A 14,787-nucleotide genomic window follows, 5' to 3' on the forward strand; every position below is an offset into this window, starting at 1 on the left:
GTGGGACCATGCCCAAGCCCGGAGAACTCACTTTCGTCGCCCCCCGCGGAGCCAAGAAGCCGCCGCGGCACCTCGCCGACCTCACGCCCGCCGAGCGCAAGGAGGCCGTGGCCGCGATCGGCGAGAAGCCGTTCCGCGCCAAGCAGCTGTCCCAGCACTACTTCGCGCGGTACGCCCACGACCCCGCCCAGTGGACCGACATCCCCGCCGGCTCCCGCGAGAAGCTCGCCGGTGAACTGCTGCCGGAGCTGATGACCGTCGTCCGGCATATCTCGTGCGACGACGACACCACCCGCAAGACGCTGTGGCGGCTGCACGACGGCACGCTCGTCGAGTCGGTGCTCATGCGCTACCCCGACCGTGTGACGATGTGCATCTCGTCGCAGGCCGGCTGCGGCATGAACTGCCCGTTCTGTGCCACCGGCCAGGCCGGTCTCGACCGGAACCTGTCGACCGCCGAGATCGTCCACCAGATCGTCGACGGGATGCGCGCCCTGCGCGACGGCGAGGTCCCCGGAGGGCCCGCGCGGCTGTCGAACATCGTGTTCATGGGCATGGGGGAGCCGCTCGCCAACTACAACCGGGTCGTGGGCGCCATCCGCCGCCTCACCGACCCCGAGCCGGACGGCCTCGGCCTGTCACAGCGCGGGATCACGGTCTCCACGGTCGGTCTCGTCCCGGCGATGCTGCGCTTCGCCGACGAGGGCTTCAAGTGCCGCCTCGCCGTCTCCCTCCACGCGCCGGACGACGAACTGCGCGACACGCTCGTCCCCGTCAACACACGCTGGAAGGTCCGCGAGGTCCTCGACGCGGCCTGGCAGTACGCCGAGCGGTCCGGGCGCCGCGTCTCCGTCGAGTACGCGCTGATCCGCGACATCAACGACCAGGCATGGCGCGGCGACCTGCTCGGCCGGCTCCTCAAGGGCAAGCGGGTCCATGTCAACCTGATCCCGCTCAACCCCACCCCGGGCTCCAAGTGGACCGCCTCCCGTCCCGAGGACGAGAGGGCGTTCGTGGAAGCCATCGCCGCCCACGGCGTCCCGGTCACCGTCCGCGACACCCGCGGCCAGGAGATCGACGGGGCCTGTGGGCAGCTCGCCGCCGCCGAGCGCTGACCGGCCCGCGGACCGGCACGTTCACCGGCCCGCGTACCGATAGGCGGACGTGGACCGGTACCGCGGACGCGGACCGGTACGCCGACCGCTACGCGGACCTGCGGGTGACCGAAAATCGCCCCGCTGTAGTCTGAGTTCGAACATCTGGATATTCCGACAGGGGAGCGCCACAGCGCTGAGAGTGCGGTGCCGTCAGACCGCAGACCCTCTGAACCTCGCCCAGGTCATTCTGGGTAGGGAGTTCGGTCGCTACTCGAGCTGTTGCGCCCTGCCCACCCTCCTTCCGAGCGGTGGGCGGGGCCGCGTCTCTTCCTGGTCACACCCAGGAGGAATCTGTGAGCACCACCAAGAAGATCACCGCGGGCGCGGCCGCCGCGGCGCTGGGCGCCCTGACGCTCACCGCCTGCGGCGACGGCTCCGGCAGCGGAGACGGCGGCACGACGGACGGGGCCAAGTCCAAGACCGTCACCCTCGTCAGCCACGACTCCTTCGTCGCCTCCGACGCCGTCCTGAAGGAGTTCACCCAGCGGACCGGCTACACGGTCAAGGTCCTCAAGAGCGGCGACGCCGTCGAGGCGGTCAACAAGGCCGTCCTCACCAAGGGCGCCCCGCAGGGCGACGTCTTCTTCGGCGTCGACAACACCACTCTCTCCCGCGCCCTCGACAACGACCTCTTCGAGCCGTACGAGGCGAAGGGCCTCGACCGGGTCGACGACGCCGTCCAGCTCGACAAGGACAAGCACCGCGTCACGCCCGTCGACTCCGGCGACATCTGCGTCAACTACGACAAGAAGTACTTCGCCGACAAGAAGCTCGCGCCGCCGCAGACCCTCGAAGACCTCGTCGAGCCCGCCTACAGGAACCTGCTCGTGGTCGAGAACCCCGAGCGGTCGTCCCCCGGCCTCGGCTTCCTGCTCGGCACGGCCGCCGCGTACGGCGACGACGGCTGGCAGGACTACTGGAAGAAGCTGAAGGACAACGGCGTCAAGGTCGCCGAGAGCTGGGAGATCGCCTACAACCAGGAGTTCTCCGGCTCCGCCGGCGGCAAGCAGGCCAAGGCCGAGCGGCCGCTGGTCGTCTCCTACGCCTCCAGCCCGCCCGCCGAGGTCCTCTACAGCGACCCGCAGCCCGCCGAGGCCCCGACCGGTGTCTCCACCGGCACCTGTTTCCGCCAGGTCGAGTTCGCCGGCCTCCTCAAGGGCGCGAAGAACGAGGAGGGAGGCAAGGCCCTCATCGACTTCATGATCAGCAAGAAGTTCCAGGAGGACATGCCGCTGAACATGTTCGTGCACCCGGTCGCCGAGGACGCCCAGCTGCCCGAGCTGTTCACCCGGCACGGCGTGGTGGTCGACAAGCCGCGGACCATGGACCCGGAGAAGATCGCCGAGAACCGTGACCAGTGGGTCCAGTCGTGGTCCTCGCTCGTCCTGAAGTAGGGACCGGCAAAGCCAGGGCGCGCGCCGGGGGCGGCACCGTGCGGGGGGCGCTCGTCCTCCTGCCCGCCGCCTTCTTCGCCGTCTTCTTCGCCTACCCCGTGGCCGCGATCGTCGGCCGCGGGCTGACGACGGACGGCGGCCGGGGCTTCGGCCGGCTCGGCGAGGTGCTGAGCCGGCCGGACATCCTCGACGTGCTGTGGTTCACCACCTGGCAGGCGCTCGCCTCCACGGTGCTCACCCTCCTCGTGGCACTCCCCGGCGCATATGTCTTCGCCCGCTTCGACTTCCCCGGCAAGCAGGTGCTCCGGGCGGTCGTAACCGTCCCGTTCGTGCTGCCGACCGTCGTCGTGGGCACCGCCTTCCTCGCCCTCCTCGGGCGCGGGGGGCTCCTCGACGAGCTGTGGGGCGTACGCCTCGACACGACCGTCTGGGCCATCCTCCTCGCCCATGTCTTCTTCAACTACGCCGTCGTCGTACGGACCGTCGGCGGCCTCTGGTCGCAGCTCGACCCCCGGCAGGAGGAGGCCGCCCGGGTCCTCGGCGCGTCCCGGTTCGGCGCGTGGCGGCGCGTGACCCTGCCCGCGCTCGGCCCGGCGGTCGCCGCCGCGTCGCTGATGGTGTTCCTCTTCACGTACACCTCGTTCGGTGTGATCGTGATCCTCGGCGGGCCCGCCTACCGCACGCTGGAGGCGGAGATCTACCGGCAGACCGCGACACTCCTCGACCTGCCGACCGCCGCCGTCCTCACCCTCGTGCAGTTCGCGGCCGTATGCGGCATCCTCGCCGTGCACGCCTGGACGGTCCGGCGCCGGGAGACCACGCTCCGGCTGGTCGACCCGGCCCGCACCGCGCACCGGCCGCGCGGCGCCGGGCAGTGGGCGTTCCTCGGCGGTGTCCTGGCCTCGATGGCCCTGCTGCTCCTCCTCCCGCTCGGCGTGCTGGTCGCCCGTTCCCTGGACGAGTCCGGCGGCCTCGGCTACTACCGCGCTCTCCAGTCCGCCGACGCGGGCGGCGGCACGTTCGTCGTCCCGCCGCTGGAGGCCGTATGGAACTCCCTCCAGTACGCCCTGGCCGCGACGGCCATCGCCGTCGTCATCGGCGGGCTCGCCGCCGCGGCGCTCACCCGGAGGGCGGGGCGGCTGGTGCGCGGCTTCGACGCGCTGCTGATGCTGCCGCTCGGCGTGTCCGCCGTGACCGTCGGCTTCGGCTTCCTCATCGCCCTGGACGAGCCGCCGCTTGACCTGCGGTCGACATGGATCCTCGTACCCCTCGCCCAGGCCCTCGTCGGCGTCCCCTTCGTGGTACGGACGATGCTGCCCGTACTGCGGGCCGTGGACGCGCGGCTGCGCGAGGCGGCCGCGGTGCTCGGCGCGTCGCCGCTGAGGGCCTGGCGCGAGGTGGACCTGCCCATGGTGCGGCGGGCGCTGCTCGTCGCGGCCGGGTTCGCGTTCGCCGTGTCGCTGGGCGAGTTCGGCGCGACCGTGTTCATCGCCCGCGCCGACACCCCGACCCTGCCGGTGGCCGTCGCCCGGCTCCTCGGGCGGCCGGGGCCGCTCAACTACGGCCAGGCGATGGCCCTGTCCACCATCCTGATGGCGGTGTGCGCGGTGGCGCTGCTGCTGCTCGAACGCGTCCGTACGGACCGCACGGGGGAGTTCTGACCATGCTTCAGCTCGATGGCGTGACCGTGCGCTTCGGGGCCCGCGGGGCACTGGACGCCGTGGACCTGACGGTCGCCGACCACGAGATCGTGTGCGTCCTCGGGCCGAGCGGCAGCGGAAAGTCGACCCTGCTGCGGGTCGTCGCCGGGCTCCAGCGGGCCGACGCCGGCCGGGTCCTGCTCGGCGGCGCCGACCAGGCGGGCGTGCCCGTGCACCGGCGCGGCGTCGGGCTGATGTTCCAGGACCACCAGCTGTTCCCGCAGCGGGACGTGGCCGGCAACGTCGCGTTCGGGCTGCGCATGCGCGGCGTGTCGCGGGCGGAGCGGGCCGCGCGGGTCACCGAACTCCTGGACCTGGTGGGCCTGCCGGGCGCCGAACGACGGTCCGTCGCCGCCCTGTCGGGCGGTGAGCAGCAGCGCGTCGCGCTCGCGCGCGCCCTCGCCCCGAGCCCGCGGCTGCTGATGCTGGACGAGCCGCTGGGCCAGCTCGACCGGGGCCTGCGCGAACGGCTCGTCACCGAGCTGCGCGGGCTTTTCGGGCGGCTCGGTACGACGGTGCTGGCCGTCACACACGACCAGGGCGAGGCGTTCGCGCTCGCCGACCGGGTCGTCGTCATGAACGAGGGGCGGATCGCCCAGGTGGGGACCCCTCTGGAGGTGTGGCGGCGGCCCGCCTCCGAGTTCGTCGCCCGGTTCCTGGGTTTCGACAACGTGGTCGCCGCGACGGTGAGCGGTGAGGCCGCCGACACGGTGTGGGGCAAGGTGCCCGTCCCGGCCGACACCCCGGAGGGCGCCGCCCGGCTGCTGGTGCGGCCCGCCGGAGTACAGCTCGGCGACCCGGCCGACGGGCTGCGCTGCACCGTCCAGGGGCGTACCTTCCGGGGCCATCACGTCGCCGTACTGCTCCGCCCCGACGACGCGGCGGCCCCGCTCCTGGAGGCGGAGTGCGCCCTGCGGGCCGCCCCTGACGAGGGCGCGGCGGTCGGCGTGACGTTCGCCGCCGACGAGGTGGTCGTCCTCAGCGGCTGACCAGGGCGTCTCCAGCAGGCCGAGAGGCCGGTCAGCGGGCGTCGACGACTTCCCGCGGTTCGTCCCCCGGCCAGCCGTCCGCACCGCCCGCGCCGGGCAGCACGTCTCGCCGACCTCCAGGGCGGCCGTCTCCGGCTGTCCGTCTGCCAGACGGCGAACAGGGCCCGGCCGTTGCCTCCGTCCCGCTGCCGCTACGTGGCCGGGCCGGTCGCGGCAGCGCCTCCGGTCGCCACACGTACATCCGCGCGACCGAGGTGGCCGGGTACCCGCGCCGGCCGAGTCCGGTGAACAGCTCGTCGGGGGTGTACAACAGGCCCCGGCAGGGGTCGAACGGCACGTCGGGTACGGGCGGGAAGGCCAGCGCCCCGTCGGCGCGCACCTTGGCGGCCGCGTCGGGCGTCGGCCGGCGGCCGAGGAACACGGCGGCGGTCACGTCGACGGACAGCGGCTCGTACCCACGCTCCGTCAGGTCGAGGGACTGGACGCGCTGCCCGACGAGGCTGCCGCGCGACGGCCCGGTCGGATTTCTCAAGAGTCTCGATCTCGCGGTCGTGTCCGCGCGGGTGACCGTGCCGGTGACGGTGCGCCATGCGGCCGCGAAAGCCCCAGTGTTCGGACGGTCGGGGTGTTCGGACCGGCTCGGCGTCAGGCCCTGAGCGGCAGTGCCGCCAGCGTGGCCACCGCCCAGGTCAGTGGGGTGAACACCGCGAGCAGGACCGCCGTGCGCAGGAGCGCGGCCGTGCGGAGGAGGCCCGCGGGTGCGCCGAGACGGATCAGGGCCGCGGTCGTGCCGGCGCGGCTCTGGCGGGTATCGATGGCGGCGGTGAGCAGCGCGGCCGTGGCGCAGGCCAGGACCAGGCCGGCGCCCAGGCCGGTGAGCGGGCCCAGGGGGCGGCTGATGGTCTGCCCGTACAGGGCGCCGGCCGCGATCGCCGCGGACACGACCGCGCACAGCACGCCGAGGGGGCGGCCGATGCGGTGGGACTCGTCCATCAGGGCGCGGCCCGAGAGGAGCCGGGTGGCGCCCGGCCGGTATGCCTGGATGAGCCGTCCGCACAGGTGGGCGAGGCCGGGTCCGGCGACCGCCAGGCCCAGGGCGGTGAGGGTCCAGCCGGCCAGGACCGGAACCGGGCTGCCGGGGAAGCCGCCGGGCAGCGGCGCCGCGCTGCCGTCCGCCCCGCGCGCCCCGTACACCTCGACGGCCAGGCCGACGGCGATGAGGGTGACGCCCCAGGGCAGCCCGGTGGGCGCGGGTGTCGGGGCGAACGGGTCCCGTGCCACGGACTCCGCGTCGCCGTCCTGGCCCGGCGCCCCGGCGTCCGGATCGGCGCGCGGCCGCCGGGGGCGCAGGGTGATCCCGGCCAGGGTGGACGCGGTGACCGGAGTGACGGCCAGCAGGGTCAGCGCGCCGGGCAGCGGCAGGGGCTGTCCGGCGCCCAGCAGTCCGGCGGCGGCCCCGTCGAACGGCAGGCCCGTCAGGTCGCCGCGCAGGTGCAGGTAGACGAGCAGGGCGAGCGCCGAGCCGAGTGCGCAGGCCAGGGCGGTCGACGTGGCCGCGATGAGGGTGAGCCGGGCAGGGCCGAGCCCCACGGACGAGAGGCCGGGCCGGGGCCGGGTGCTCGGGTCCGTACGGGCGACGGCGACCGCCAGGTGGACGGCGGCGGCGAGCGGCAGGACGCACCAGCCGAGCCGCAGCAGGGACGCGGACGACTGGCCCGGGTGTGCCACGGCGTGTCCGAGGGCGCAGAGCAGCAGGAAGCCCACCCCGGCCGACGCTGTGGTGACCAGCAGCCGGCGCAGCTGGAGAAGGGGGTGGGCGCCGCGGGCTAGACGGAGAGCGAGCACGCGTCGCGCCCCTCCGCTCCGTCGGGGTCGACGGCGTTGACGCGCCGGCCGTCGAGCAGGCCGACGGTGCGGTCGGCGAGGGCGGCCACGTCCGCGTCGTGCGTGGCGAGGACGACCGTGATGCGGTGTGAGCGGGCGGCGGCGGTGAGGGTCCGCAGAATCTGCGCGCGGTCCGCGCTGTAGAGGGCCGCGGTGGGCTCGTCGGCGAACAGCACGGTGGGGGTGGAGACGAGGGCGCGGGCGATGGCGACGCGCTGGCGCTGCGACTGGAGCAGAGCGTGCGGCCGCCGGGACGCGCACGGCCCCGTGTCGAGGCGTTCGAGCCATTCGAGGGCGGCGGACTTGGCGGCACGGCGGGAGCAGCCGCGCAGCAGCAGGGGCAGCGCGGCGTTCTCCCAGGCCGTCAGTTCCGGTACGAGAACGGGCTCGGGGCCGATCCAGCCGAACCGGTCGCGGCGGAGCCGCTCGCGTTGGAGCGGGCTCATGGTGTGCACGGGGGCGCTGTTGAACCAGACCTCGCCCTCCTGGGGGAGCAACTGGCCGGAGAGGCAGCGCAGCAGGGTCGTCTTGCCGCAGCCGCGCGGGCCGTGCACAGCGAGGATCTCGCTCTCGCGGACGCCGAGGGAGACACCGCTGAGCGCGGGGGAGCCGTTGTGCGTGTGGTGCAGGGAACGCGCCCACAGCACGTCGTTGTCGGGCGGGGCCACCATGTCTGTCACACCTCAGATCAGCTCGGAGCCTTTCGGAGCCATACATTTCCCCCCGAACCGGTCGGAACATAACACGCGGTTCATCGGCCCCCAGCGGTGTGGCGCGGGAAGCGGAAACGGCCGCGGCCCGGATGCACCCGCGTGGGTGCATCCGGGCCGCGGCCTGCCGACGGACGGGGTGAGCCGATCGGAGGGAACGATTCGGCTCGGACCGGTCAGAGCCTGGTCCACGCCTCGGTCAGGGTGGCGCGGAGGATCTGCTCGATCTCGTCGAACGTCGACTGGTCGGAGATCAGCGGCGGGGCCAGCTGGACGACCGGGTCGCCGCGGTCGTCGGCGCGGCAGTACAGGCCGTTGTCGTAGAGCGCCTTGGAGAGGAACCCGTACAGGACGCGCTCGGTCTCCTCCTCGTTGAACGACTCCTTGGTCGCCTTGTCCTTGACCAGCTCGATTCCGTAGAAGAAGCCGTTGCCACGGACGTCTCCGACGATCGGCAGGTCGTGGAGCTTCTCCAGGGTCGAGCGGAACGCGCCCTCGTTGTCGAGGACGTGCTGGTTGAGGTTCTCGCGCTCGAAGATGTCGAGGTTGGCGAGGCCGACAGCGGCGGAGACCGGATGGCCGCCGAAGGTGTAGCCGTGCAGGAAGGTGTTGCCGCCCTTGTAGAAGGGCTCGGCCAGGCGGTCGGAGACGACGCACGCGCCGATCGGGGAGTAGCCCGAGGTCATGCCCTTGGCGCAGGTGATCATGTCCGGTACGTAGCCGAACTTGTCACAGGCGAACATCGTGCCGAGCCGGCCGAATGCGCAGATGACCTCGTCGGACACCAGCAGGACGTCGTACTGGTCGCAGATCTCGCGGACCCGCTGGAAGTACCCGGGCGGCGGCGGGAAGCAGCCGCCGGCGTTCTGCACCGGCTCCAGGAAGACGGCGGCGACGGTGTCGGGGCCCTCGAAGAGTATCTGCTGCTCGATCTGGTCGGCGGCCCAGCGGCCGAACGCCTCCGGGTCGTCACCGAAAAGCGGGGCGCGGTAGATGTTGGTGTTCGGCACCTTGTGCGCACCGGGGACCAGCGGCTCGAAGGGGGCCTTCAGGCCGGGCAGGCCGGTGATGGACAGGGCGCCCTGCGGGGTGCCGTGGTAGGCGACGGCCCGCGAGATCACCTTGTGCTTGGTCGGCTTGCCGACGAGCTTGAAGTACTGCTTCGCCAGCTTCCAGGCGGTCTCGACCGCCTCGCCGCCGCCGGTGGTGAAGAAGACCTTGTTCAGGTCGCCGGGGGCGTGGTGGGCGATCCGCTCGGCCAGCTCGACGGCCTTCGGGTGGGCGTACGACCACACGGGGAAGAACGCGAGCTCCTGCGCCTGCTTGTACGCGGTCTCGGCGAGCTCGGTGCGGCCGTGGCCCGCCTGCACCACGAACAGGCCGGCGAGGCCGTCGAGGTAGCGCTTGCCCTTGTCGTCGTAGATGTAGGTGCCCTCACCGCGGACGATGGTCGGGACGGGGTTGTTCTCGTACGACGACATGCGGGTGAAGTGCATCCACAGGTGGTCGTAGGCGGTCTTGGAGAGGTCCTTGCTCACGGCTATCGGGTTCCCCACATGTAGGTCTGCTTCTTGAGCTTGAGGTAGACGAAGCTCTCGGTGGAACGCACGCCGGGGAGAGTGCGGATGCGCTTGTTGATCACGTCGAGCAGGTGGTCGTCGTCCTCGCAGACGACCTCCACCATCAGATCGAAGGAGCCCGCGGTCATCACCACGTACTCGCACTCGGCCATGGCCGTCAGTGCGTCCGCGACCGGGTCCACGTCACCCTCGACGTTGACGCCGACCATCGCCTGCCGCCGGAAGCCCACGGTGAGCGGGTCCGTGACGGCGACGATCTGCATCACGCCCTGGTCGAGGAGTTTCTGGACGCGCTGCCGCACGGCCGCCTCCGACAGGCCCACGGCCTTGCCGATCGCGGCGTAGGGACGGCGCCCGTCCTCCTGGAGCTGTTCGATGATCGCCAGGGACACGGCATCGATCGAGGGGGACGATCCACTACCGGTCCTGGACTCTGCGCTTCGACTGGCCACAACCTCACTGTGCACCGAGACCCGTCGATCTGGCAAGTCCAAACAGATGAAATTCGTTGTTGTGGGTCCGAGATCTCACTGAATCCGAAGTTGTGGAGCGTCGGGCCTGTCGAAAGCGTGGCATCAACGATTAGGCTGGGTGTCTCACCCACCGGACAGCATGAAACCGGGCAGAGGGTGAATATGGATACCGAAACCGACAGGAGGGGTGGCCACGTGACCACCGAACTGCGTCGTCTGCGCAACTACATCAACGGCGAGTTCCGGGATGCCGCCGACGGACGGACCATCGACGTCGTCAACCCCGCCACCGGGGAGGTCTACGCCACCTCTCCGCTCTCGGGACAGGCGGACGTGGACGCCGCGATGGAGGCCGCCGCCGCCGCGTTCCCCGGCTGGCGGGACACCATCCCCGCCGAGCGCCAGAAGGCCCTGCTGAAGATCGCCGACGCGTTCGAGGAGCGGGCCGAGGACCTCGTCGCCGCGGAATCCGAGAACACCGGAAAGCCGATCGGGCTGACCCGCAGCGAAGAGCTGCCCCCGATGGTCGACCAGATCCGCTTCTTCGCGGGCGCCGCCCGTCTGCTGGAGGGCCGCTCCGCGGGCGAGTACATGGAGGGTCTGACCTCCATCGTCCGGCGTGAGCCGGTCGGCGTCTGCGCCCAGGTGGCGCCGTGGAACTACCCGATGATGATGGCCGTGTGGAAGTTCGCCCCCGCGATCGCCGCGGGCAACACGGTCGTGCTGAAGCCGTCCGACACCACGCCGGCCTCGACCGTCCTGATCGCCGAGATCATCGGGTCGATCCTGCCCAAGGGCGTCTTCAACGTCGTCTGCGGCGACCGCGACACCGGCCGCGCGATGGTCGAGCACCCGACCCCCGCCATGGCCTCCATCACCGGCTCCGTACGCGCCGGCATGCAGGTGGCCGAGTCCGCCTCCAAGGACGTCAAGCGCGTCCACCTGGAGCTGGGCGGCAAGGCCCCCGTCGTGGTCTTCGAGGACACCGACATCCCGAAGGCCGTCGAGGACATCTCCGTCGCGGGCTTCTTCAACGCCGGCCAGGACTGCACGGCCGCCACCCGCGTCCTCGTCCACGAGTCCATCCACGACGAGTTCGTCGCCGCCCTCGCCAAGGCCGCCGCCGACACCAAGACGGGCGCGCCGGACGACGAGGACGTACTGTTCGGCCCGCTCAACAACGCCAACCAGCTGAAGCAGGTCAGCGGCTTCATCGACCGCCTGCCCGCGCACGCCAAGGTGGAGGCGGGCGGCCACCGGGTCGGCGACAAGGGCTACTACTACGCCCCGACCGTCGTCTCCGGCCTCAACCAGGACGACGAGATCATCCAGCACGAGGTCTTCGGCCCGGTCATCACCGTCCAGTCGTTCCGCGACGAGGAGCAGGCCCTCCAGTACGCGAACGGCGTCGAGTACGCGCTCGCCTCCTCCGTCTGGACCAAGGACCACGCGCGCGCGATGCGCATGTCCAAGGCCCTCGACTTCGGCTGTGTGTGGATCAACACCCACATCCCGCTGGTCGCGGAGATGCCGCACGGCGGCTTCAAGAAGTCCGGCTACGGCAAGGACCTCTCGGCGTACGGCTTCGAGGACTACACGCGCATCAAGCATGTGATGACCTCGCTGGGCTGACGCCCCTGCAGTACGAGGAGGGACACCGAGGGCGGGCCCGGGACATCGTCGTCCCGGCCCGCCCTCGGCCCTACGTCACGGCGTACGGAACAGCAGCACCGCGTTCTGCCCGCCGAGCCCGAACGACGTGCTGAGCGCCGCCCGCACCGGCCCGCGCCGCGGAGACTTGGTGACCACGTCCAGCTCGATCTCCGGATCCAGCCGGTCCAGGTTCGCCGTCGGCGGGATCGCCTGGTGCTGGATGGTCAGCACCGTGCACGCCGCCTCCACCGCGCCGGCGCCCCCGCCCGCGTGCCCGATGGCGCTCTTGACGGCCGTGACCGGCGGCGGCGTGCCCCGGAACACCCGACGCAGCACCCGCGCCTCGGCCAGGTCGTCCAGCGGGGCGCCCGTGCCCTGCGCGTTCACATGGTCGACGTCGTCCGGGGCGAGCCCGGCGTCGGCGAACGCGGCCCGGACCGCCAGCTCCACGCCCCGCCCCTCCGGGTCGACCCCGTCGAGGCCGACCGGCCCTTCCCCGGGCCGCGCCTCCGCAGAGGCGCCGTACCCCGCGAGCACCGCCCGCACCCGCGCCCGCCTGGCCCGGGCGTCCGCCAGCCGCTCCAGGACCAGCACCCCCGCGCCTTCGCCGAGCACGAAGCCGTCCCGCTCGGCGTCGAACGGGCGGGACGCGCCGGCCGGGTCGTGAGTACGGGACGACAGGGCGCCCAGGCGGCCGAACCCGGCCGCGGCGGTGCGGCCCAGGACGCTGTCGGTGCCGCCCGCGACGGCGATGTCGCACGATCCCGCCCGCAGCAGGTCCCGCGCCATGCCGATGGCGGTCGCCCCCGAGGCGCAGCCGCCGACCGTGACGAAGCTCGGGCCGAGCGCGCCCAGGTCCGCACTGATCTCCCCGGCCGTGACCGCCCGGCCGCCATCCTGCAGACCGCCGCCCGGAAGACCGCCGTGGCAGCCGCCGCTCGTCCCGAGGACGACCGCCACCCGCGCGCCCTCCCACGCCGCCGAGCAGGCCGCGTCCGCGACCGCCTCCCGGGCGGCGGCGAGCCCCAGTGGCGCGGCCCCGTCGAACCCAGCGACCCGGCAGGAGAAGTCGACCGGCAGCCCGGCCAGCCGCACGTCCCGCGCGGCCGTCGAGACACCGTCGAGCAGCCCGTCCCACGTGGACTCCGCGTCCCGGCCGGCGGGGGTGACCAGGCCCAGGCCGGTGACGGCGATGTCGTTCGGCCGGTGTGCGCGGACGCGTTCTCGGACGTGCAAGATCGGCTCCAGACAGAGGTGGAGGACGGGGGGAGAAGCGACACCCTATGGGCGGCCGGACGGGCCGCGGTGACGTCGCGGGACCGATCGGCGGCGTATCCGGGCCAGAAGCACCCGCGTGGGTGACACGCCGTGGTCACCGTCCGGTGCCCGACACCACGCCCGGCCCGGCCGATCGGCATGGGGGGTCGGCATGGGGGGCGGCATGGGGGGCGTCGACTCCGAGTCCGGAACGACGACATGAAGGACGATGATGTGAACCGCGCGGTGACCTACGGGCTCTTCGCCGCCCGGGCCCTCCACGACGCGGAGGAGGTCGCTCCGCCCCGCGCAGGCTCCGTCGCCCGTCTGCCGGAGCCGCGCGAGCGTTTTCCCACGGTGCCTGAGCTGGTCTGCAGGGCCGCCGAGTCCGTGCACCGGCGGGAGTTCGGTGTCGCGGTCGGTGTGATGGGGACGCTCGTCGGGGCCGCCGCTGTCGCGGGGGCCCGTACCGGCGGCGGGTCCGGCTTCTGTCAGGGCGCGCTCACGCCGCGCCGTGCGGGGGTGCCGCGGCCCACGCGGGCGCGTGACGCCGGGGCCGGAGCCGCCCTGACAGCAGGCGCCACCATCCTCTCGCACACCGTCGCGCGCGGGCTCACGGGGGCCCGGTAAAGGCCGGTAAACCCGGGCGTACGCTGCGGACATGACCGAGTCAAGAGCCCTGCTGCGGCGGATCCGTGTGTGGTTGCTGTTCTTCATCGTGTGCCTGGTGCTGAGCGGGGCGACCGCGTTCCCGCTCGTCACCGAACTGCGCCTCACGGAGGACGCGCTGACCGGCTGGGCGTCGCCCGTCGCCGACGCCTTCCCCAGCCTGCTGGAGTGGATCCAGCGCGTACGGACGGGCCTCGACGTGGCCGAGTCCCAGTACCCGTTCCTGCTCTACGGGACGGACTGGCTGGCCTTCGCGCACCTGGTCATCGCGGTCGCCTTCTACGGCCCGTACCGCGACCCCGTACGGAACATCTGGGTCGTCGACTTCGGGATCATCGCCTGCGCCGGGATCGTCCCGCTCGCCCTCATCTGCGGACCGCTCCGCGGCATTCCCTTCTGGTGGACGGTCATCGACCTGTCCTTCGGGGTCTTCGGGGTGATCCCGCTGCTCGTGGTACGCCGCCACATCAAGCGCCTGGAGGCGCTGACGGAGCCGGTCAACCCGTCGGTCGCGCTACGCGCATGACGTGCCGTGAAGGACGCGAACTCCTCGCGGCCGCGGGCGGCGATGGGCGGCGCGGCCTTCCAGGGTCGTTGTCGACAGTGCCGCGAAGTCACGTGCGGGCTCCCGTCAGTACGGAGGTGAGCGTGTCCACACGGTTGGTGGTGATCGAGTCGACTCCGTTGCCGATCAGCCTGCGCATGCTCCTGCGGGTGTCGGGCGTCCAGGCGGAGACGAGCAGCCCGTCGCGGTGCACCCGGTCGGAGAGCTCCGCGCTGACCAGTCCGAAGCGGTAGTTGAGCCAGCGCGGCGCCAGCGCTTCCAGGAGTGCGGGGGCGGCCGGGGCGAGCGTGGTCCAGGTCAGCGCCAGCTCGGCGGCCGGGGCGGCGGCGCGGACGAGGAGCATGGCGGGCGCCGCGGAGCAGTAGTACACGCGGTCGTCCGCGTCGCACTCGCGGACGCCGCCGACGATGGTGCGGACCGCCGCCTCGGTGGCGCCGGGCAGATCGATCATCACCCGGTGCGGGGCGGCCGCCTCCAGCGCCTCGTACAGCGTCGGCACGCCCTCCGGGCCGGTCCGCTCGCGGACCTCGGCGAAGGTGAGCGCGGCGAGCGGCCGGTCGATCCGCCACAGCCGCCGGAGGGTCTCGTCGTGCAGGAGGACCGGGACGCCGTCCCAGGTGAGCCGGACGTCGATCTCGACGGCGTCCGCGCCGCGCGCGAAGGCCGAGCGGATCGACGCGAGCGTGTTCTCCCGGACCCGGTACGGGTCTCCCCGGTGCCCGACGACGGTGACGGTGCGCATGGCCCCATTGTCGG

General features: G+C 72.5%; 14 protein-coding genes and 1 riboswitch. Of the genes, 7 read left to right on the top strand and 7 right to left on the bottom strand.

Annotated elements, in window-relative coordinates; all coding sequences use genetic code 11:
• Positions 1-8 precede the first annotated feature (8 nt).
• The 4 genes from rlmN (at position 9) to FVS66_RS00490 (ending at position 5,240) form a co-directional block, all read left to right on the top strand.
• Positions 9-1,115 carry a 23S rRNA (adenine(2503)-C(2))-methyltransferase RlmN gene (gene rlmN, locus FVS66_RS00475; protein WP_149178932.1) on the top strand — a complete coding sequence of 369 codons (1,107 nt, stop codon included), beginning with the start codon at positions 9-11 and terminating at the stop codon, positions 1,113-1,115.
• 148 nt (positions 1,116-1,263) lie between these two features.
• Positions 1,264-1,373: riboswitch (TPP riboswitch) on the top strand.
• A gap of 77 nt (positions 1,374-1,450) precedes the next feature.
• On the top strand, positions 1,451-2,551 hold the full coding sequence (locus FVS66_RS00480; RefSeq protein WP_149178933.1) for a thiamine ABC transporter substrate-binding protein: 1,101 nt from the start codon (positions 1,451-1,453) through the stop codon (positions 2,549-2,551).
• A 38-nt stretch (positions 2,552-2,589) separates the two neighbouring features.
• Positions 2,590-4,212, top strand: coding sequence for an iron ABC transporter permease (locus tag FVS66_RS00485; protein WP_149178934.1), 1,623 nt, complete (start codon positions 2,590-2,592; stop codon positions 4,210-4,212).
• Between the two features lie 2 nt (positions 4,213-4,214).
• Complete coding sequence (locus FVS66_RS00490) at positions 4,215-5,240, top strand: ABC transporter ATP-binding protein (RefSeq protein ID WP_149178935.1); 1,026 nt, start codon at positions 4,215-4,217, stop codon at positions 5,238-5,240.
• A gap of 31 nt (positions 5,241-5,271) precedes the next feature.
• Here the strand turns inward: FVS66_RS00490 and FVS66_RS36485 are convergent, their stop codons facing one another.
• The 5 genes from FVS66_RS36485 to FVS66_RS00515 form a co-directional block, all read right to left on the bottom strand.
• On the bottom strand, positions 5,272-5,772 hold the full coding sequence (locus FVS66_RS36485; protein ID WP_149178936.1) for a hypothetical protein: 501 nt from the start codon (positions 5,770-5,772) through the stop codon (positions 5,272-5,274).
• Positions 5,773-5,885: 113 nt separating this feature from the next.
• Positions 5,886-7,085 (bottom strand): hypothetical protein, encoded by a 1,200-nt coding sequence (locus FVS66_RS00500; RefSeq protein ID WP_149178937.1) that lies wholly within the window; start codon positions 7,083-7,085, stop codon positions 5,886-5,888.
• The gene (locus FVS66_RS00505; protein WP_149178938.1) at positions 7,067-7,795 is read right to left on the bottom strand and encodes an ABC transporter ATP-binding protein; all 729 of its coding nucleotides are present in this window, start codon (positions 7,793-7,795) and stop codon (positions 7,067-7,069) included. The genes FVS66_RS00500 and FVS66_RS00505 overlap by 19 nt, the downstream gene beginning before the upstream one ends.
• Positions 7,796-8,010: 215 nt before the next feature.
• Complete coding sequence (locus tag FVS66_RS00510) at positions 8,011-9,390, bottom strand: aspartate aminotransferase family protein (RefSeq protein WP_149178939.1); 1,380 nt, start codon at positions 9,388-9,390, stop codon at positions 8,011-8,013.
• Positions 9,375-9,881 (bottom strand): Lrp/AsnC family transcriptional regulator, encoded by a 507-nt coding sequence (locus FVS66_RS00515; RefSeq protein WP_149178940.1) that lies wholly within the window; start codon positions 9,879-9,881, stop codon positions 9,375-9,377. Before FVS66_RS00515 ends, FVS66_RS00510 begins: the two co-directional genes overlap by 16 nt.
• A gap of 201 nt (positions 9,882-10,082) precedes the next feature.
• Here FVS66_RS00515 and FVS66_RS00520 point away from each other — a divergent pair, with 201 nt between their 5' ends.
• The gene (locus FVS66_RS00520) at positions 10,083-11,519 is read left to right on the top strand and encodes a gamma-aminobutyraldehyde dehydrogenase (protein WP_149178941.1); all 1,437 of its coding nucleotides are present in this window, start codon (positions 10,083-10,085) and stop codon (positions 11,517-11,519) included.
• 75 nt (positions 11,520-11,594) lie between these two features.
• On the opposite strand, the gene FVS66_RS00525 is transcribed toward FVS66_RS00520, so the two are convergent.
• Positions 11,595-12,776 (bottom strand): beta-ketoacyl-[acyl-carrier-protein] synthase family protein, encoded by a 1,182-nt coding sequence (locus FVS66_RS00525; protein ID WP_262386724.1) that lies wholly within the window; start codon positions 12,774-12,776, stop codon positions 11,595-11,597.
• A gap of 240 nt (positions 12,777-13,016) precedes the next feature.
• Here FVS66_RS00525 and FVS66_RS00530 point away from each other — a divergent pair, with 240 nt between their 5' ends.
• Together FVS66_RS00530 and FVS66_RS00535 are read left to right on the top strand one after the other, a co-directional pair.
• Positions 13,017-13,427 carry an HXXEE domain-containing protein gene (locus FVS66_RS00530; RefSeq protein WP_149178942.1) on the top strand — a complete coding sequence of 137 codons (411 nt, stop codon included), beginning with the start codon at positions 13,017-13,019 and terminating at the stop codon, positions 13,425-13,427.
• A gap of 31 nt (positions 13,428-13,458) precedes the next feature.
• Positions 13,459-13,992: a hypothetical protein gene (locus tag FVS66_RS00535; RefSeq protein ID WP_149178943.1), complete on the top strand. Its 534-nt coding sequence runs from the start codon at positions 13,459-13,461 to the stop codon at positions 13,990-13,992.
• An 88-nt stretch (positions 13,993-14,080) separates the two neighbouring features.
• On the opposite strand, the gene FVS66_RS00540 is transcribed toward FVS66_RS00535, so the two are convergent.
• Positions 14,081-14,773 (bottom strand): glycerophosphodiester phosphodiesterase, encoded by a 693-nt coding sequence (locus tag FVS66_RS00540; protein ID WP_149178944.1) that lies wholly within the window; start codon positions 14,771-14,773, stop codon positions 14,081-14,083.
• Positions 14,774-14,787 lie beyond the last annotated feature (14 nt).

This window comes from Streptomyces sp. TRM49041 (genome assembly GCF_008271805.1).
Lineage (GTDB): Bacteria > Actinomycetota > Actinomycetes > Streptomycetales > Streptomycetaceae > Streptomyces.